The organism is Streptomyces yokosukanensis (genome assembly GCF_001514035.1).
In the GTDB taxonomy this organism is placed as follows: domain Bacteria; phylum Actinomycetota; class Actinomycetes; order Streptomycetales; family Streptomycetaceae; genus Streptomyces; species Streptomyces yokosukanensis.
Genome location: NZ_KQ948214.1, coordinates 283,560 through 303,001, shown reverse-complemented (window position 1 = coordinate 303,001; position 19,442 = coordinate 283,560). Strand labels below are relative to the sequence as shown.

Below are 19,442 nucleotides of genomic sequence, written 5' to 3'. Positions count from 1 at the left end.
TTTGCGTACAGCCGTGGGGAGAGAGGGCCTGGGCCATGGACCGTGGCAGCGAGCGGGACACACCTCCCGGGCGCGACACCGGCAGCACGGCGGCAGGCCGGATCCCGCTGGCCGTGGTCGTCGTCGACCGCGACGGCCTGGTGTCCCACTGGAGCAGTGGCGCGCGGCGCCTGTTCGGCGCGAGCAGGGAGGACGCCGTCGGGCGTGCCGCGGCCGATCTGCTGCCGGTCTCCGGCGCCCTGCCCGAGGACCCGCACGGCGGGCCGATGCCGGACGCCTGCGCGCAGTACGACGGACCCGGCCCCGACCTGGAGGCCTCGCTCGGCGGCCACACCGCCTACGCCACCGCCGGCCGCGCCCGCCTTGTCCCGCACGGCCGGGCACAGGGCGGTGACCGCCTCGACGTGCTCTGGTGGGCCTACCCGCTGGTCGGGCCGGGCTCGTCCCGGCTGCTCGTGCTCGCCGCCGACGCCACCCGGCTGCGCGACGAGCGCGGCTACGACGACGAGACCGCCGAACGCATCTCGCCCGGCTTCGCCCGCCACACCGAACTGCCCGCCCCTGACGACCTCGAGCGGCGACTTCCCGAGATCCTGCCCAACATGGGTCCCGGGCTGAGCGGCCGCATCGTCTCCCAGGTGCTCGAACTGGGCTATCCGGTCCTGGAGTTCAGCCAGTTCGACCGGGTGCCGGTCACCCCGTACTGGGGCGTGCCCCGCCGTCCCGGCCGCCCGCGGCACCAGGCCGTCGTACCGCGACCGCGGCCGGTGGCCGCAGTGATCCCGGAAGGCGCCGAGCAGGACCTGGAGTACGCCGCCGTGCGCGAGCGACTGGAGTTCCTCAACGAGGTCAGCTCCGGCATCGGCTCCTCCCTCGACCTCGGCGAGACCATCCGCGAGGTCACCAGCGCCGCCGTACCCCGTTTCGCGGACTTCGCCGGCACCCATCTGCGCGCGGCCGTCCTCGCCGGCGAAGGCTTCCCGGACGGACCGCCGGACGCCAGCACCGTGATGTTCCGGGTGTGGGTCGAGCACAACGACGAACCGGGCCGCTGGGACGACACCGTGCCGGTCGGCGAGGCCTTCGCCTTCCCCGAACACACCCCGTTCTACAAGTGCATGAGCACCGGTGAGCCGGTGCTCGTCCCGAGGGTCACCGAGGAACTGTCCGAGCGCATCTCCGGCGAGTTCGAGAAGCGTGACCTCAGGCCGCTCATCGGCGGCCGGTCCCTGCTGATCGTCCCGCTCAAGGCGCGCAACGTCGTCCTCGGCTTCATGGTGCTGATGCGCCGCCCGGACCGCCCCGCCTTCGACGACATGGACCGCACCACCGGCGCCGAACTCGCCGCCCGCGCGGGACTCGTGCTCGACAACGCCCGGATGTACACCTACCAGGAGAACGTCGCCGACACCCTGCAGGACAGCATGCTCCCGCAGGTCAGCCCGCGGATGGCCGGCTGTGACATCGCCACCCGCTATCTGCCGGGCACCCGGCTCGGCCGGATCGGCGGCGACTGGTTCGACACCATCAAACTGCCCGGTTCGCGCACCGCCCTCGTGGTCGGCGACGTCATGGGCCACGGACTCAACTCGGCCGCCATGATGGGCCAGTTGCGCACGGCCGTACAGACCATGGCCACCATGGAGACCCCACCCGCCCAACTGCTGCGCAACCTCGACGACCTCGCCCGCCGGCTCGGCGACAACTACCTCGCCACCTGTCTGTACGCCGTCTACGACCCGATCCGCGGCGATCTGCACCTCGCCAACGCCGGACACATCCCGCCCGTCCTGGTCCGCGCCGAGGACGGCAGCAGCGAACTCCTGGAGCTGCCCACCGGCGCCCCCGTCGGCGTCGGCGGTGTCCCCTTCGAGGCCACCCGGGTCGAGGTCGCGCCCGGCGACCGGCTGGTGCTGTGCACCGACGGCCTGGTCGAGGTGCGCGGCTCCGACATCGGCGAGGGCCTCGCCGCGCTGTGCGAGTCCGCCGCCCACCCCGCCGCCTCCATGGACGACGCCTGCGACACCATCATCCGCGCCCTGAACACCCGCGGCGGACGCAAGGACGACGTTGCCCTGCTGATGGCCCGCCTCAACGGCATCCCCGACGACCATGTCGCCGAATGGCGGCTCGACGCCGACCCGCGCGAGGTCGCCCGAGCCCGCCGCCTGGTCCGTGAACGGCTTCTGTCATGGGCGCTGCCGCAGGCCGTGGAGACCGCCGAGCTACTGGTCAGCGAGGTCGTCACCAATGCCGTCCGGTACGCCGTGAGCGATCCGGTCGGGCTGCGTGTGGTCCGTACCGACGCGCTGCTGTTCGAGGTCACCGACGACGAACCCGGCCTGCCCGCCATGCTGAGCGCCGGTCCCGGCGACGAGTCGGGCCGGGGTCTGAGCGTGGTCAGCCGGCTGGCCCGGGAATGGGGCGCCAGCGCCTCCGGGCACCGCAAGACCGTCTGGTTCGAACAGGCCATCGTCGGAAGGGGATGACCAGGGGGCGTGCGGTCCACCGCCGCACGCCCCGAGTTGTCCGGGTTCCATACATCCAGTGAAGGTGGCCTCCCACCCCTTGCCCCGGTCCGGGCCGCCGCGATATCCCGATCACGGAACCGAACCCGTGGGGAGAGCGCATGAACGTCTCGGACAAGTACCGCAACGCCTGGGAGAGTTACTGGAGCGAGACCTCCGACGCGCCGGGCGAGGCGATCTGGGACTCCGATCCCTCCCTCACGGCCGAACCGCACAGCGCCCTGCTGCTGCCCCATGCGGACCCTGAGCGCACCATCGTCGACCTCGGCTGCGGCAACGGCACCCAGACCCGGTATCTGGCCACCCGGTTCGCGCGCGCCGTCGGCGTCGACCTCTCGCACGCCGCCGTCGAGCACGCCCGCCGCGGCACGCGGGACGGCGCCGTGGAGTTCCAGCAGCTCGACCTCACCGACATCGGCGCCGTACGCGCCCTGCACGAGCGGCTCGGCGACGCGCACGTCTACATGCGGGCCGTCATCCACCAGAGCGAACCCGAGGCGCGGCCCGCGGTCGCCGCCGCCGTCGCCGAGCTGATCGGCAGCGAGGGCCGTGCGTTCGTCGTCGAACTCACCACCGACTCCCGGGACGTGCTCAAGCAGGCCGCGTCGCAGCCGAACGGTCCGGGCCCCAAGCTCCAGCGCGTCTTCCACCATGGGCTCAAGCCCGCCGACGCCGACGACATGGAGATCCCGCGCGTGCTCGCGCAGGCCGGTCTGAAGGTCCTCGCCGAGGGCGGGACGACCCTCCCGCAGACCGAGAACCTGGCCGACGGCACCCGCATCGACCTGCCGGCCCGCTGGTTCGTCCTCGCCGGCGCGTAGCCGGACCCGGGACTCGCCCGAACCAGGGTGCGCGGGGGAGGCCCCGCGCACCCCGTCCGCCGCCCGGAACCGGACGGGCCGACGTCGGTGCGCCGTGGTGCGCTACGCCTCGCCGCCACGTGGCGCGATGTGGAAGTCGAACGCGAGGGTCCCCGGATCCAGGGCCGTCGCCCCGCCGTCCACGGTGAGCACCGCCCCGTTGACGTACGACGCCGCCGGGGACAGCAGCCAGCCGATCGCCTCCGCGACCTCGCGCGGCTCGCCCGGCCGTCCCCGGGGCAGCAGCCGGGTCGCCTCCGCATAGGCGGCCTGCGCGCCCCCGTCGCCCAGGCCCGCCTCCTCGGCGAAGCGCGCCATCCGCCGGTCGGCCATCTCGCTCCGCACCCAGCTGGGGCACACGGTGTTGGCCCGCACCCCCTGACGCCCGTAGTCGACGGCCACGGAGCGGCACAGCTGGAGCAGGGCCGCCTTCGAGGTGGCGTACGGGGCGCTGCTCGTGCCGGGGCGCAGCGCGGCCACCGAGGCGACGGCGACCACCGCCCCCCTGGACTCGAGCAGATGGGGGATGGCCGCGCGCAGCAGGAGCAGCGGGCCGGTGACGTTGGTGCGCATCACCTCCTCCCAGTCCCGCAGCGACAGATCCCCGACGGCCCCGCCACGCCCGATCCCCGCGTTCAGCACCACCCCGTCGATGCGTCCGTACGCGTCCAGGGCCGCCCGGACCAGCCCCTCGGCCGCTTCGGGCTCGCCGACGTCCGACGGATACGCCAGCGCCCCGGTGTCCCGTGCCAGGCGGTGCAGGGGTTCGGCCCGCCGGCCGGACGCGACCACGTGGTGGCCCCCTTCGCCCAGCAGCCGGGCCGTGGCCTCCCCGATGCCCGAGCCCGCACCGGTCACGATGACAACCCGCTCGTTCGCCACTGAAGTCAGACCGCCTTCGCCGAGTTCGTCCACGGCGTCCGACTCTATGAGCGACGGCCCCACGGACGACGAGTTCCGGCCAGGACGGCTCCCGGTCCCGTCCGAGCCCGTGTGCCAGGTCAGGCCGTGAACAGGCCATGACCGGCTCCCTCAAGGGCAGCGAACAGTGCTGCTGTGGGTGGTGTGGTGACGTGGGCGGCCTGCGTAGTCGGCGTCTGCGGAGGTGTCCGGTCGTTCCCGGTGAGGGCGGCTCTCGGCGCGTCGAAGGCGTACGAAGGCGTCGAGCCCACCGCCGGGGGATGCCTCCAGGGCGACCTCGCCACCGCAGGCGCGGGTGAGTTGCCGGACCATCGGAAGGCCGAGGCCCGTACCGTCGTGGTCGGCATCAGCGGCCCGCCAGAACCGGTCGAAGGCCCTGTGCCGTTCGGACTCGGACATACCGGGCCCTTGGTCGATCACATGCAGTTCCGTCATGGGCGGGGTGCGGCTGCCTTCCCTCGGGGCGGTGACGGTTGCCAGCGTGATGGCGGTTCCCGGCGGGGACACGCGCAGCGCGTTGGAGAGCAGATTGTCGATGATCTGCTCCAGTGCTCCCGGGACCGCCCACACGCGAACGCCTGTGGCCCCGGAGACGATGATGTCGACCTGCTGCTCGTCGGCGAAGGCCGTCCAGATGGCTGCGCGATCGGCTACGACGGCGTCGAGATCGACCGCCTCCGGCCTGATCGCGGAGTTCTCCAGCCGGGCGAGCGCGAGCAGCCCCTGCACCATACGACTGAGCCGCTCCAGTTCCCCGAGTGCTTCGTCGAGGCTGTCATGAGCGCAGGGGGCGAGGTGCGGCTCGAAATTCTCCAGGCGCAGGCGCAGTGAGGTCAGGGGAGTCTTCAGCTGGTGGGACGCCTCGGAGGCGAACGCCTGCTGGGCCTGGAGCAGGTGCTGGAGCCGAGTCGCGGTTGTCGTGAACGACGCGGCGAGCCGCCGTAGTTCCGGCGGCCCGTGATCGGTGGCCGGTGGGTCGGTGATCCGGCCTTCGGCGAGTTGTGCGGTGGCGCGTTCCAGTGCCTGGACGGGACGGGTGATCGAGCGCGCGAGAGCGAAGCCGATCAGGGAGACGGCGGCCAGCACCCCGAACCCGACGGCGGCGAGGACCAGCCAGGTACCGTGGACCTTCGCCTTGAGCGGGCCCAGCGTGTACACCGTTCGCACCACACAGGCGATGGCGGCGTTGGAGCCACCTGGCACGGTGACGGAGAGGACTTCGCCGCCTGTGGACGGGTCGCTGCGGGTGCCGACGGCGGGCTGATCGCGCAGCGCGGAGGAGATGTCCGGCTCGGCGGACAGGTCCCTGCCCACCTGGGTACGGGCCGCGGTGTCGGTGAGGACGGTGCCCTTGTGGCCGGCGACGAGCACGCGACTGCCGGTGCGCTGCCCGTACGCGCGGGCCAGTTCGGGCAGGTCGGTCGTCAGCCCGTGCTCCATCTTGTCCTCGCAGACCTCGGCGAGCGTCATCGCCCCCTGCTGTGCCGCATGGGAGAAGCGGGACAGCTCGCTGCGGGCGTAGAGGATGCCGAACGGCACTTCGAGCGCGAGCAGGACGAACAGCATGAGGCTCAGATGGCTGAGCAACAGGCGACGGGTCACCGGGGCCCTCCGCCGCGCGCCGGACCTGCGGGGGACGCGGCGTCGCTGTGAGCCGGGGGGACCAGGCGGAAGCCGATTCCGCGGATGTTCTCGATCCAGGAGGAGTCACCGAGTTTGCGGCGCAGCGCGGCGATGTGGACGTCCAAGGTCTTGGTGGGGCCGAAGAAGTTCGGTTCCCACGCCGTGTCGAGAATCTGCCGGCGGGAGCACACGGCCCCGGGGTCCTCGGCGAGGCAGACGAGCAGGTCGAACTCCTTGGGCGCGAGAATGACGGGCGCTTGGTGCAGGTGCACCCGCCGGGTGCGACGGTCGATGGCCAGGGGGCCGACCCGCTGGATGTGGGACGTCCCAGGTTGTTGCGCCAGGCCGTCCGAGGGCTGCGGCTCCTGACTCGGGGTGGTCGGCTCGGGCGGTCGGGCGCGGCGTGTCACGGCACGGATTCGGGCGACGAGCTCCCGCACGCCGAACGGCTTCGAGACGTAGTCGTCCGCGCCCAGCTCAAGACCGAGCACCCGGTCCACTTCGTCGTCTCTGGCCGTGATCATGATGATCGGCACGGATGAGCGGGAGCGGAGGGCTCGGCAGACGTCGATGCCGTCCATGTCGGGCAACCCCAGGTCCAGCAGCACCATCTCCGCCTCCTGCGCTGCCAGGCCGGCGGCCCCGTTTCTGGCGTGTTCGACGGTGAATCCGAAACGGCGAAGTCCCTCCGCCAACGGTGCGGCCACCCGGTCGTCGTCCTCGATCAGCAAGACACGCATGCCGAAAGGCTCACAGACCTCGGCCGGAGAATGCGGCGCAAACGCCGAAACCTCCCCCGAGCCGGTGATCCTTCACGGTCGGCGTAACGGCTGAAGCGTGACGTGATGACGATATCCAAGGCATGGACAGCGCGGAGTTAGCCGAGAGTTAAGGCCGCGAACGGCGGTTTTTCAATCCCCCAGGTGACAGCCGGAAAATGATTCAACGCCAGGCCGCCCGACAGGAAAGCCCTATCGGTGGAATCGACTGGAGGAGAGGAAGGAAAAACGCTTCATCGGAGGAATCCGAGATCCCCGCTGTACGTGCTCTGGCAATTCGCTTGATCGTCTTCCCGTAGCGTCGGTTGCCCGGCCGGTGCCACTGGAGCACCGCGCGCCAAGCGCCCCCACGAGCACCTGGGATGCCCCATGCCCCTTGATGAACTACGCCGCGCTCGCCCGGACCTGGTGGAGCCTTTCACGACCGCGCTGCCGGGAGCACGTGCCACCGTGCTGGGCCGGCTGTGGGGCGCTTTCGTACGAGAACCCCTGCCCGGAGTGACCGGGCATCGACGGGAGTCCGACGCCGTGGTGGTCGAGTTGCAGCGGGGCGGCTCGCTCGCGGCGGCCGAGTCCAGTGCGCGGCCGTTCGCCGTGGTACCCGACGACTTCGCCGTATCCGGGCCGCAGGGGCCGATCCATGGTCCGGCGGAACTGCTGGCGCAACTGGGCCTGCGTACCCCCGCGGCGGAGCGACTGGCGGCCGAGCTGGACAACAGCGTGGTCAATCTGGCCCTGGCCAGAGCCGCGAACGCCGGCGAAAGAGCGCCACTGAATGACTCGGCGGATGCTGAGCAGGCGGTGGTCGACGGACACCCGCAGCATCCTTGCTGCAGGACGCGCACCGGTATGTCGATCGACGACGTGCTCGCGTACGCTCCTGAGCACCACCCGGTCGTCCGGCTGGCGCTGCTCCGTGTCCCGGCCGACCGCTGGCAGGGGGCCGGTGACTGGCCGTGGCGACTGCGTGACGGCGACACGATCCTCCTCCCGCTGCACCCCTGGCAGCGGAACCACATGCTTGCGCACCACCCCGACCTGGCCCTCGCGGAGGAGACGATTCCGGCCCGGCCGCTGCTGTCGCTGCGTACCCTCGCCCCGCTGGACGTCCTGCCGGGCTGCCACATCAAGACAGCGCTCGACGTGCAGGTCACCAACTACCGGCGCACCATCTCCCCGGCCGAGGTCGCCGACGGACCCCCGCTGTCCGATCTGGTCGCGGCCGTCATCGACAAGGCCGGGTATCGCGGCAGCCTGCGCATCCTGCGGGAGCTGGGCGGCGGCGCGGTGCGCGTGGGCGGACAGCCCTCCGAGAGCCTGTCCGCAATGATCCGGGAGTCGGCCGAGTGCTACCTCGATGCCGGAGAGATCGCGGTTCCGCTCACCGCCGTCCACGCGACCGGAGCCACTGTGGTGTCAGGTGACCCGGTGCGCTGGCTGGCGGACTTCGCAGGGCTCGTGCTGCCGCCCGCACTGACGCTGCTGTCCATGGGGGTGGCGCTGGAGGCCCACGGCCAGAACACCCTGGTCGTGCTGCGGGACGGGTGGCCGGTACGGGTGCTGTACCGGGATCTGGACGGCGTACGGGTCGGCCCACGGCGTCTGGCCCGGTGCGGTTTCACACTGCCGCCGTTGCTGGGCACCCGCGCGGGGGACGACGTGGACGCGCTGCGCACCAAACTCTTCGGCGGCCTCATCAGCGGAGTCTTCGCCGAGCTGGTCGCCGTCCTCAGCCGGACACGCGCGGCCGATCCCCGGGCGCTGTGGGGCGCGGTGGCCGAGGTCGGCCGCCGGGTGTACGCCAGCCTGCCGGACCAGGGGGACGCAGAGGCCTTCTTCGGCGACACGGTGCCGCTGAAGGCGACCGTCGCCATGCGCCTGGCCGAGAACCCGGGCAAGGCCCAGTGGATGCCCGTCCCCAACCCCCTGGCGTTGTGCCGTTGACGCCCTGCACCGACCCCTGTCCCCCTGGAGCGACCGTATGAACACCGGCACTGCCACCCACGCCACCACGACCGGCGCACGTACGCCGGCGACGACAGCCGACATCGTCACCGCTCACACGCTCCTCAACTGCCTGATCCGCGAGGTGTCAGCCCCCGAACATCAGCTGACGGTCGACGACGACCACCTCCTGCTACGTCTGCCCCGCCGGGGCATCCTGCTGCGTTCCCCGCTGCGCAGGGTCTCGCTGATCGGAGCCCACCGCTTCCAGGGCCCGGTGCAGCGGCTCGACAACGACACCTGGGTGACGGTCGGCTGGAAAGAGCTGGCCGGACACATCCAGGACGAACTGGAACTGCGTACGGGTGTCGGGAACGAGGAGTTCCTGAGCCAGGTCACCGAAAGCCGGGAGACGATCCGCGCTGCCCTGGAAGAGCGGGCGGGCGCCTCTCCGCACCCGGATCCGTACGTGGCCTCGGAGCAGTCCCTGGTGTTCGGCCACCGCTTCCACCCCACACCCAAGTCCCGCACCGGCGACCCGGACGACTGGCTGGTCTACGGCCCGGAGACCGGCGCGCGCTTTCGTCTGCGCTACCTGGCCGTGCGCCGCCATCTCGTGTGCGAGGAGGGAGATCTGCGGGAGATGGACGCGCTGCGCCCGGCGTCCGATCCGGGATTCGCCGTACTGCCGGTGCATCCCTGGCAGTACCGGCTGCTTCAGGGCCACGACCGGCTACGGGAGGCAGTGGCCGTCGGCGATGTCGTCGACATCGGAGTGAGCGGACCGGCACTGGTGCCGACCGCATCGGTGCGCACCCTGTACCACCCGGACAGCGACACCTTCCTGAAGTTCAGCCTGAACGTCCGCCTCACCAACTGCGTCCGCAGGCACGCTTGTTACGAGCTGTCCGGTGCCGTCGCCCTCAACCGCCTGCTCCAGCCCGTCTTCGCCGAACTCGCCGGCCGCTTCCCCGGGTGTGCGCTCCTGGCCGAGCCCGGCTACCGCACCCTCGAAACCGCCGGTGACACCGCACTCCTGGAGGGCCTCGGCGTCATCGTCCGCTCCGGCCTGCGCCACCACCTGCGTCCCGGGGTGACACCCCTGCTCGCCGCCGCGGTGGCGGACGAGTACCCGACCAGTGCGGCCCACGTCTCCCATCTGCTCGCCCGCGGCGACGGGGACGTCCTGACCTGGTGGGACGCATACCTGCGACTGCTGCTGCCGCCCGTGCTGGCCGCCTACTTCGAACACGGCGTCGTCCTGGAACCCCACCTGCAGAACGTCGTCGTCGGTGTGCATCCCGACGGCACCCCGGCGCAGATGCTCTTCCGGGACCTGGAGGGCACCAAACTCCTGGCCGAACACCACCGGCACGCCCTTGGCGAACTGCCTCGGGACGTCCGGGACCCCCTCACCTACGACCCCGAACGCGGCTGGAACCGGGTCGCGTACTGCCTCCTGGTCAACCATGCCGCCGAAGTCCTCAGTGCCCTGGCCGACCTCGAACCGACGCTGGAACCCGCCCTCTGGGGCCTGGTCCGCGACCACCTCGACGCCTACGCCCGCACCGCCGCCCAACCGCCACGCCTGCGCGCCCTGCTGTCCGGCGTCCCGCTGCCCGCCAAAGCCAACCTCCTGCTGCGCTGGGCCCGCCAGGCCGACCGGCACGCCACCTACGTCCCTCTGCCCAGCCCGCTCGGCGCGGACTTTCCCCGGGAGGTGATCCGGTGAGGCCCGTACTGCGCGACCGCATCGGCCGGCTGACCGATGACGACCTGCCCGCGTACATCTACGACCTCCGGGCCCTGCGCGAACACGTACACGCGATCCGGGCCGCACTGCCGCAAGGCGTCGAGCTGCTGTACGCGGCCAAGGCCAACTCCGATCCCCGAATCTTGCAGGCCCTGGCCGCCCACGTCGACGGATTCGAGGTGGCCTCGGGCGGCGAACTGAGCCACGTCCGCGGACTCGCCCCCGATACGCCGCTCGCCTTCGGAGGCCCTGGCAAGACACAGGCAGAGCTGGCCCAGGCACTCGACGCCGGAGCGGAGCGCCTGCACATCGAGAGCGAACACGAACTACGTCTCCTCACCACCCTGCTGGGCGACCGGAGCGCCGACGTCCTCCTGCGCGTCAACCTGCCCGTCGACCTGGGCCGTGTCGCCCTCGCGATGGGCGGCCACCCGAGTCCCTTCGGCATGGATCCCGCGCAACTGGACGGCTGCCGGGAGCTGATCGCCTCCGACCCGCGCATTCGTCTGCGCGGATTGCACTCTCACCTGGCCAGCGGACTCCAGGCCCAGGCTCAACTGGCCCTGATCGACCAGATCCTGACCTGGGGCGAAGGCTGGGCTCACGACTGCGGAGTCGACCTGGCCGAGGTGAACGTCGGAGGGGGAATGGGCGTCGACTACACACATCCCCACAGAGTGTTCGACTGGTCCGCGTTCGGCGCCGGACTGGCTCGGTTCCTGGCCCGCCGTCCTCGCCTCACGCTGCGGATCGAGCCCGGCCGTTCGGTCACCGTGTACTGCGGCTGGTACGTCACCGAGGTCCTGGACATCAAGTCCAGCCGTGGAGAGACGTTCGCCGTGCTACGCGGAGGCACCCACCATCTGCGCACTCCGGCCGCCAAACAGCACGACCAGCCCTTCGAGGTGATTTCCGGCGACGTCTGGCTGCGGCCCTGGGCCCGGCCGGAGGCCCGTGACGAGCCGGTGACTTTGGTCGGACAGCTGTGCACGCCGAAGGACGTCCTGGCTCGCCGGGTCATGGTGGAGCGGCTGCGCGTCGGCGACCGAGTCGCCTTCGCCATGGCCGGCGCCTATGCCTGGAACATCGCGCACCACGCGTTCCTCATGCACCCTCACCCGACCTTCCATCACCTCGACGATGCCGAGGTGTCCGTCGGCTGCGGCACGTACGCCCATCAGATGCCATGAGCGCGGGCTCCCGCCCGCCGGTGTCGGCCGCACTCGCGGTCCGCAACCTTCGCCGCTACCTGCTCGGGCAGCTGACCTCCAACATCGGCACGTGGATGCAGCGTGCCGCCCAGGACCTGCTCGTCCTCCACATCACCGGCAACAGCGGCAGCGCGGTCGGCATCGTGACCGCACTGCAGTTCCTGCCGCAGACCCTGTTCGGCCTGGCTGGAGGCATGCTCGCCGACCGGTACCCCAAGCGGCGGATCCTGCTTCTGACGCAGACGGCCATGGGAGTGCAGTCACTCCTGCTCGGACTGCTGACCGTCACCGGCGCGGTGAATCTGCTGTCCGTCCACGTGCTGGCCTTCGCTCTCGGCACCGCCACCGCCGTGGACGGTCCCGCCCGCAACGCCTACATCTGCGAACTGGTCGATCGGGAGCGGGTGGCCACCGCGGTCAGCCTGAACTCCGCCCAGTTCAACGTGGCCCGCGCCGTCGGCCCCGCCCTCGCCGGTCTCACGGTCGCCGCCTTCGGCACGGGCCCGGTGTTCCTCGCGAACGCGGCCTCCTACCTGGCTGTCCTGTACGGCCTGGTCACCATCCGTACAGACAACCCGGACGAGCACGGTCGACCCCGACCCGGCCGTACCCGACTGCGCGACGCCTTCCGTCACATCACCTCCATCCCGGAACTGCTCCTGCCGATCAGTCTCATCGCCTTCGTCGGCACCTTCGGCCTCAACTTCCAGGTCACCATCTCCCTCGTCGCCATCACGGCCTTCCACACGGGCGCCGCCACCTTCGGCTACCTCTGCGCCGCATACGCCCTGGGCAGCCTCATCGGCGCGATCTACGGGGCAAACTGCGACAGGCCACCGACCACACGCCGACTGATCTCCACCGCGATCGTCTTCGGGGCGCTGGAAGCCGTGCTGGGCCTGATGCCGGACTGCGGCTCGTTCATGGCCCTGCTGATCCCCACCGGTTTCGCCGCGGTGATCGTGACCACCACCGCCAACGCGCTGACCCAGCTTCATGCCGCCCCACACCTGCGTGGCCGCGTCATGTCCGTCTACTTCCTGCTCCTCCTCGGCGGCACCCCCGTAGGCGCCCCGCTGGTCGGCCTGGTGTCGGACGCTCTCGGCGCCCGCTCCACCCTGGTCCTGGGCGGCGTCATCTCGATGTCCTCCGCACTCGCGCTCTCCGCCTTGATCAGAGGCCGAATCCAACGGCGTCCCCGAATCACAGGAGCGGCTTCCGTCACCAGCTCGCCCTTCGCCTCGGCCCAGCCGACGAGGGACCGACAGCCCGACGTCTGACACATCGGCAGCGACGCCAGGGTGCGAACAGCGGCGGAAGGACGCCGACGTAGACTGCGCTGTCGGCCGCAGGGGCCAGTCAGGTCGGGGACCCGCGCACCCCATCGGCCCGTGCAGCAGCTTCCTGGGGTGGAAAACGTGACGTCGAGTGCCGCATCTCTTGTACCGGTCAACCCGGCCCTCGGCGTCCTGCTCGCCGCTCTGCTGCTGGTGGCGGTGGTGGTCGCGGGTTGGTTCCGTCTCGATCCGCACCCGTACAAGAGCCGGGCCCGGGAGACCCTCTTGGCCGGTCTGCGCGCCGCCGTCCAGCTTGCTCTGGTCTCGGTGGTCGTCACCTGGGCCGTCAAGTCAGTGCCGGGGCTCCTGGCGTTCCTCGTGGTCATGTTCGCGGTGGCCGTGCGCACGGCCGGACGGAGAATCACCGGCAACCACACCTGGTGGCTGACGGCCGCCCCGATCGCCGCCGGCGTGGTACCGGTCGTCGCGGCGCTCCTTGCCACCGGACTCGTCCCTCTGAAGGGCGTCGCCCTGATTCCGGTCACCGGCATCCTCATCGGTGGCGCACTCACCGTGACCGTACTCGCCGGACGGCGTGCCCTGGACGAACTGTCCCAGCGTCGCGGAGAGGTGGAAGCCGCGATGGCGCTGGGACTCCCGGACCGCGACGCGCGCATGGAAATCGCACGTCCCGCGGCCTCCGAGGCCCTCCTGCCCGGCCTGGACCAGACGCGTACGGTCGGGCTGGTCACACTCCCTGGCGCGTTCGTCGGCATGCTCCTCGGAGGGGCCGGCCCGGTGCTCGCCGGAGCAGTGCAACTGTTCGTCCTCATCGCGCTCATGGCCGTGCAGACCATCGCGGTGGCGGTGACCCTTGAGCTCGTCGCCCGGCACCATCTGTATCGCCCAGAGCCGGACGCCCGCACGGGTTCCCCGCGCAAAGCCAGAAGGTTTCCCAGGGTACCGGCGCCGAGCCGACCTTCCGAGTAGGAGCCGGGCCGGCCATGCGCGGTCACCTGGCGCTTGCCGGCCGGCGGTGATCAGGACGGCGCTCGCGCTGCTGTGCTCCAGTACCGCAGGTGCCGCCCTCGCTGCGGGACTCGGCCTGCCGATCGCCGTCGCACACCACATCCGGCCCGACAGCACCTTCACGGTGCTGGAGCGATACCGTGCGGCGTTCGTCCCGTCCCGCTGGTGCGAGCAGCCCCGGGTCGTCCCCACGCCCGCGGATGCCGCCACCCATCCCTTCACGGCGGAGGAACGGCACGCGCTTGCGGGTTTCCGTGCACAGCAGGCGTGCGGGACGCCCGAGACCGTCGTACGCCGGCTCGACCCCCTCGCCGGCTCGTAGGAAGATCCCTCGCCGACGCGTAACGTGGAGCAGCATGAAGAGCCCCGTCACCGCGGCACGGTTCACCGCATGCTTTCGAAAACTGCTGTCACCAGCCGGACGACAAGCCTCTGACCTGCGAGGGGGCAGGCCTGCATGAAGATCCTCATCAGTGCCGACATGGAGGGGGCCACGGGCGTCACCTGGCCTGCCGATGTGCTGCCGGGGACACCGCAGTGGGAGCGGTGCCGGGTGATGTTCACCTCGGACGTGAACGCCGCCGCGGAGGGCTTCTTCGACGGGGGCGCCGGCCAGGTGCTCGTCAACGAGGCCCACTGGAGCATGCGCAACCTGCTGCTGGAACGGCTCGACGAGCGCGTCGAGATGCTCACCGGGCGGCACAAGACGCTGTCCATGGTGGAGGGCGTGCAGCACGGGGACATCGACGGGATCGCCTTCGTCGGCTACCACGCGGGTGCCGGCGCGGAGGGCGTCCTCGCCCACACCTATCTGGCCAACCAGATCACGGGGGTGTGGCTGAACGACGTCCGCGCCAGCGAGGGTCTGCTCAACGCGCATGTCGTCGCCGAGTACGGAGTCCCCGTCGTCCTCGTCACCGGCGACGACGTGGCCTGCGAGGACGCGCTCGGTTACGCGCCGGAGGCACTGAAGGTCGCCGTCAAGGACCATGTGTCGCGGTACGCGGCGGTGTGCCGGACCCCGGCCCGCACCGCCGCCGACATCCGGGCGGCGGCCAAGGAGGCCGCCCGGCTGGCGGTGGGTCACGCGCCCGTCGAGGCCGGGCCGTTCACCGTCGCCGTCGAGTTCGACGCGGAACATCTGGCGATGGCCGCCACCGTGGTGCCCGGGGTCGTGCGGATCGGGGAGCGGAAGGTGGCGTACACCAGCGCCACGATGTACGAGGGGATCAGGACGTTCAAGGCGGTCACCACGATCGTCTCCGCCGCCGTGGAGGAGCAGTATGGCTGACCAGCGGGCCGCCGACCACCAGGCCATGGACGAGGTCGTGGAGTTCACCTCGGGACTGATCCGGATCGACACGACCAACCGGGGCGGCGGCGACTGCCGGGAGCGGCCCGCGGCCGAGTACGCGGCCGAGCGGCTGGCCGGTGCGGGCCTTGAGCCGCTGCTGCTGGAGCGCACCCCGGGCCGCACCAACGTGGTCGCCCGGATCGAGGGCACCGACCCGTCCGCGCCCGCGCTGCTGGTCCACGGTCACCTGGACGTGGTGCCCGTCGAGGCCGCCGACTGGAGCGTGGCCCCGTTCTCCGGCGAGATCCGGGACGGGGTGGTGTGGGGGCGCGGAGCCGTCGACATGAAGAACATGGACGCGATGATCCTCGCGGTCGTCCGCGCCTGGGCCCGGCAGGGGGTACGGCCCCGCCGGGACCTCGTCATCGCCTTCACCGCCGACGAGGAGGCCAGCGCCGAGGACGGCTCCGGCTTCCTCGCGGGCCACCACCCCGAGCTGTTCGAGGGCTGCACCGAGGGCATCAGTGAGTCCGGCGGCTTCACCTTCCACGACGGCGCGGGCCGGGAGATCTACCCGATCGGGGCGGGGGAGCGCGGCACCGGCTGGCTGAAGCTCACCGCGCGCGGCCGGGCCGGGCACGGCTCCAAGGTGAACAAGGAGAACGCGGTGACACGGCTCGCCGCCGCCGTCACCCGTATCGGTGAACATGAGTGGCGGATCGGGCTCACCGCGACCGTGCGGGCCGCGCTCACCGAACTCGCCGCCCTGTACGGCATCGAGCCCGACTTCACCGATGTGGACCTGCTGCTGGAGAAGCTCGGCCCGGCGGCCAAGCTGGTGGAGGCGACCGTCCGCAACAGCGCCAACCCGACGATGCTGGACGCCGGTTACAAGCTCAACGTGATCCCGGGCGAGGCGGTCGCCTTCGTCGACGGGCGGTTCCTGCCGGGCGCCGAGGAGGAGTTCACGATCGCCCTCGACCACCTGACGGGCCCCGATGTGGACTGGGAGTTCGCGCACCGCGAGGTGGCCCTCGAGGCGCCGGTGGACTCACCGACCTTCGCGAAGATGCGGGCCGCCGTCCGGGAGTTCGCACCCGGGGCGCATGTGGTGCCGTACTGCATGTCCGGCGGCACCGACGCCAAGCAGTTCTCCCGGCTCGGCATCACCGGATATGGTTTCGCCCCGCTGAAGCTGCCCGAAGGCCTCGACCACCAGGCGCTGTTCCACGGCGTGGACGAGCGCGTGCCCGTCGAGGCGCTGCACTTCGGCGTCCGGGTGCTCGACCGCTTCCTGCGGACGGCCTAGGGGATGGGAAGGGGGGACGAGGTGCTGACGTCGGCGTACGGATCGTGGCCGTCGCCGGTCGACGCGGCGCTGGCCGCCGCGCACGACGGGCACCCCGAGTGGGTGGGCTTCGTCGGGGACGAGGTGTGGTGGACCGAGCCCCGGCCGGCCGAGGCCGGCCGCCGGGCGCTGGTGCGGCGGACGGCCGAAGGCACCGAGGAGGTCGTGCTCCCCGCGCCGTGGAACGTGCGCAGCCGGGTGGTGGAGTACGGCGGCCGGCCCTGGACCGGGGCGGTGCGCGGCGGCACCCCCCTCGTGGTGTTCACACACTTCGCCGACCAGCGGCTCTACCGGTACGAGCCCGGCGGCGAGCCGCGTCCGCTGACCCCCGTCTCCACCGTGGGAGCGGGCCTGCGCTGGGCGGACCCGCACCTGGACCTCGCGCGCGGCGAGGTGTGGTGCGTGCTGGAGGAGTTCACCGGCGACCACCCCGGCGACGTACGGCGGGTCCTGGTCGCCGTACCGCTGGACGGGTCCGCCGCCGAGGACCGGTCCGCGGTGCGCGAACTCACCGCCGAACGCCACCGGTTCGTCACCGGGCCCCGCCTCTCGCCCGACGGCCGCCGGGCGGCCTGGCTCGCCTGGGACCATCCCCGCATGCCGTGGGACGGGACGGAACTGCTGGTCGGCGAGGTCGGCGGCGACGGTCTGCTGCACGGCGTCCACACGGCCGCCGGCGGGCCGCAGGAGGCGATCGCCCAGGCCGAGTGGTCGGCGGACAACCGTCTTCTGTACGCGAGCGACCGCAGCGGCTGGTGGAACCTGTACCGGGACGGCACCCCGCTGTGCCCGCGCGAGGAGGAGTTCGCCGGCCCGCTGTGGAAGCCGGGCCTGCGCTGGTTCGCCCCGCTGGACAACGGGCTGATCGCGGTCGTCCACGGCCGGGGGGCGAGCGTACTCGGGATAGTCGACCCGGAGTCCGGGGAGATCGTCGACGCCGCCGGACCGTGGACCGAGTTCGCCGCCACCCTCGCCGTGCACGGCGGGCGTGTCGTCGGGGTCGGCGCCAGTCCGCGCACCGCGCCCGAGGTGGTCGAGCTGGACATCTCCACCGGACGGGCCCGCGCCGTCGGCGCCCGGCACCAGGACGCCGTCGACCCCGCCTACTACCCCGAGCCGCGCATCCGCACCTTCGCCGGTCCGGACGGCCGCGAGGTGCACGCCCATGTCTACCCGCCGCACCACCCCGAACGGGCCGCGCCCGACGGCGAGGCGGCGCCGTACGTCGTCTGGGCGCACGGCGGCCCGACCGGCCGGGCCCCGCTCGTGCTGGACCTGGCGATCGCCTACTTCACCTCGCGCGGCATCGGCGTCGCCGAGGTGAACTACGGCGGCTCCACCGGGTACGGCCGCGCCTACCGCGAACGGCTGCGCGAGCAGTGGGGCGTCGTCGACGTCGAGGACTGCGCGGCGGTCGCCCGCGCCCTCGCCGAGGAGGGCACCGCCGATCCGGACCGGCTCGCGATCCGCGGCGGCAGCGCGGGGGGCTGGACCACGGCCGCCTCGCTGACCACGACGGACGTCTACGCCTGCGGCACGATCGTCTACCCGGTCCTGGACCTGGCCACCTGGGGCCCGGGGGACACCCACGACTTCGAGTCCCGCTATCTGGAGTCGCTGATCGGACCGCTCGGCGATGTGCCGGCCCGGTACGCCGACCGGTCGCCGACCACCCATGCCGACCGGCTCACCGTGCCGTTCCTGCTGCTGCAGGGCCTGGACGACGTGATCTGCCCGCCCGCGCAGTGCGAGCGCTTCCTCGCCCGGATCGAGGGCCGGGGTCTGCCGCACGCCTATCTGACGTTCGAGGGCGAGGGGCACGGGTTCCGGCGCGCCGAGACCATGGTGCGCGCCCTGGAAGCCGAACTCTCCCTGTACGCCCAGGTGTTCGGGCTGGACGCGTGCGACGTGCCGAGACTGGAGCTGAACCCGTGAAGGAACTGACACGACCGAGCCGGCTGGCCCCGGGCGCCCGGGTGGCCGTCGTCGCTCCGAGCGGGCCGGTGCCCGAGGAGCGGCTGCAGGCCGGGCTCGACGTGCTGCGCGGCTGGGACCTGGACCCGGTGGTGGCCCCCCATGTGCTGGACCGCCACGGCGAGTTGGGGTATCTCGCGGGCTGCGACGCCGACCGGGCGGCCGACCTGCAGCGGGCCTGGTGCGACCCGTCCGTGGCCGCGGTGCTGTGCGCCCGTGGCGGCTACGGCGCCCAGCGGATGGTCGACCTGCTGGACTGGGAGGCGATGCGCGAGGCCGGGCCCAAGGTGTTCGTCGGCTTCAGCGATGTCACCGTCCTGCACCAGGCGTTCGCCACCCGGCTCGGCCTGGTCACCCTGCACGGACCGGCCGCCGCCGGCGTCGACTTCCTCAAGAGCGCCCGCGCGCAGGAGCATCTGCGGGCGACCCTGTTCACTCCGGAGGCGACGCGGACGCTCACCTCGGCCGGGGCGGCGCTGGCGCCGGGACGGGCCAGGGGCGTGACGCTCGGCGGCTGTCTGAGCCTGCTGGCCACCGATCTCGGCACCCCGTCCGCCCGGCCCGGCGCCCGGGGCGGGCTGCTGCTCATCGAGGACGTCGGCGAAGTGCCGTACCGCATCGACCGTTTGCTGACCCAGCTGCTGCGCTCCGGCTGGCTCGACGGGGTCGCCGGGATCGGGCTCGGATCCTGGCGCGGCTGCGGCCCCTACGACGAACTGCGTGCGGTCTTCCGCGACCGTCTCGGTGCGCTCGGTGTGCCGGTCGTCGAGGAGCTGGGTTTCGGGCACTGCGACGACGCGCTGACCGTCCCCTTCGGGATATCCGCCGAACTGGACGCAGAGTCGGGCACCTTGAGGCTCGACGAGCCCGCGCTGCTCTGACCGCGTTCGCTGAATTTCCG

The 19,442-nt window shown here is 71.8% G+C and carries 14 protein-coding genes and 1 pseudogene; 12 read left to right on the top strand and 3 right to left on the bottom strand.

The window, feature by feature from the left end; translation table 11 throughout:
* Positions 1 to 35: 35 nt before the first annotated feature.
* Positions 36 to 2,489: an ATP-binding SpoIIE family protein phosphatase gene (locus AQI95_RS23525; protein WP_067127039.1), complete on the top strand. Its 2,454-nt coding sequence runs from the start codon at positions 36 to 38 to the stop codon at positions 2,487 to 2,489.
* Between the two features lie 140 nt (positions 2,490 to 2,629).
* Complete coding sequence (locus AQI95_RS23520) at positions 2,630 to 3,349, top strand: class I SAM-dependent methyltransferase (protein WP_067127036.1); 720 nt, start codon at positions 2,630 to 2,632, stop codon at positions 3,347 to 3,349.
* Between the two features lie 102 nt (positions 3,350 to 3,451).
* Here the strand turns inward: AQI95_RS23520 and AQI95_RS23515 are convergent, their stop codons facing one another.
* The 3 genes from AQI95_RS23515 to AQI95_RS23505 all read right to left on the bottom strand — a co-directional run bounded on the left by AQI95_RS23515 (position 3,452) and on the right by AQI95_RS23505 (position 6,672).
* Entirely contained in the window at positions 3,452 to 4,270 is an 819-nt protein-coding gene (locus AQI95_RS23515) for an SDR family NAD(P)-dependent oxidoreductase (protein ID WP_067127525.1), read from the bottom strand.
* Between the two features lie 150 nt (positions 4,271 to 4,420).
* Positions 4,421 to 5,911: a sensor histidine kinase gene (locus AQI95_RS23510; RefSeq protein WP_067127033.1), complete on the bottom strand. Its 1,491-nt coding sequence runs from the start codon at positions 5,909 to 5,911 to the stop codon at positions 4,421 to 4,423.
* A complete protein-coding gene (locus AQI95_RS23505) occupies positions 5,908 to 6,672 on the bottom strand; it encodes a response regulator transcription factor (protein ID WP_067127030.1) in 765 nt (254 codons plus the stop codon). Before AQI95_RS23505 ends, AQI95_RS23510 begins: the two co-directional genes overlap by 4 nt.
* Positions 6,673 to 7,080: 408 nt before the next feature.
* On the opposite strand from AQI95_RS23505, the gene AQI95_RS23500 reads away from it, so the two are divergent.
* The 10 genes and pseudogenes from AQI95_RS23500 to AQI95_RS23455 all read left to right on the top strand — a co-directional run bounded on the left by AQI95_RS23500 (position 7,081) and on the right by AQI95_RS23455 (position 19,422).
* Positions 7,081 to 8,655, top strand: coding sequence for an IucA/IucC family protein (locus AQI95_RS23500; RefSeq protein WP_067127027.1), 1,575 nt, complete (start codon positions 7,081 to 7,083; stop codon positions 8,653 to 8,655).
* Between the two features lie 37 nt (positions 8,656 to 8,692).
* On the top strand, positions 8,693 to 10,387 hold the full coding sequence (locus AQI95_RS23495; RefSeq protein WP_067127024.1) for an IucA/IucC family protein: 1,695 nt from the start codon (positions 8,693 to 8,695) through the stop codon (positions 10,385 to 10,387).
* Positions 10,384 to 11,598, top strand: a complete 1,215-nt coding sequence (locus AQI95_RS23490) for a type III PLP-dependent enzyme (RefSeq protein WP_067127021.1) — start codon at positions 10,384 to 10,386, stop codon at positions 11,596 to 11,598. Before AQI95_RS23495 ends, AQI95_RS23490 begins: the two co-directional genes overlap by 4 nt.
* Complete coding sequence (locus AQI95_RS23485) at positions 11,595 to 12,899, top strand: MFS transporter (protein ID WP_244188822.1); 1,305 nt, start codon at positions 11,595 to 11,597, stop codon at positions 12,897 to 12,899. Before AQI95_RS23490 ends, AQI95_RS23485 begins: the two co-directional genes overlap by 4 nt.
* Positions 12,900 to 13,037: 138 nt before the next feature.
* Positions 13,038 to 13,886 carry an ABC transporter permease gene (locus tag AQI95_RS23480; protein WP_067127015.1) on the top strand — a complete coding sequence of 283 codons (849 nt, stop codon included), beginning with the start codon at positions 13,038 to 13,040 and terminating at the stop codon, positions 13,884 to 13,886.
* Positions 13,887 to 13,953: 67 nt separating this feature from the next.
* Positions 13,954 to 14,238, top strand: a pseudogene (locus tag AQI95_RS23475) (LLM class flavin-dependent oxidoreductase); the annotation flags it as partial.
* Positions 14,239 to 14,382: 144 nt separating this feature from the next.
* Complete coding sequence (locus AQI95_RS23470; RefSeq protein ID WP_067127011.1) at positions 14,383 to 15,216, top strand: M55 family metallopeptidase; 834 nt, start codon at positions 14,383 to 14,385, stop codon at positions 15,214 to 15,216.
* On the top strand, positions 15,209 to 16,528 hold the full coding sequence (locus tag AQI95_RS23465; RefSeq protein ID WP_067127009.1) for a M20/M25/M40 family metallo-hydrolase: 1,320 nt from the start codon (positions 15,209 to 15,211) through the stop codon (positions 16,526 to 16,528). Before AQI95_RS23470 ends, AQI95_RS23465 begins: the two co-directional genes overlap by 8 nt.
* 3 nt (positions 16,529 to 16,531) lie before the next feature.
* On the top strand, positions 16,532 to 18,502 hold the full coding sequence (locus tag AQI95_RS23460) for a dipeptidyl-peptidase 5 (protein ID WP_067127007.1): 1,971 nt from the start codon (positions 16,532 to 16,534) through the stop codon (positions 18,500 to 18,502).
* On the top strand, positions 18,499 to 19,422 hold the full coding sequence (locus AQI95_RS23455; RefSeq protein WP_067127005.1) for a S66 peptidase family protein: 924 nt from the start codon (positions 18,499 to 18,501) through the stop codon (positions 19,420 to 19,422). The genes AQI95_RS23460 and AQI95_RS23455 overlap by 4 nt, the downstream gene beginning before the upstream one ends.
* The last annotated feature ends 20 nt before the right edge of the window (positions 19,423 to 19,442 follow it).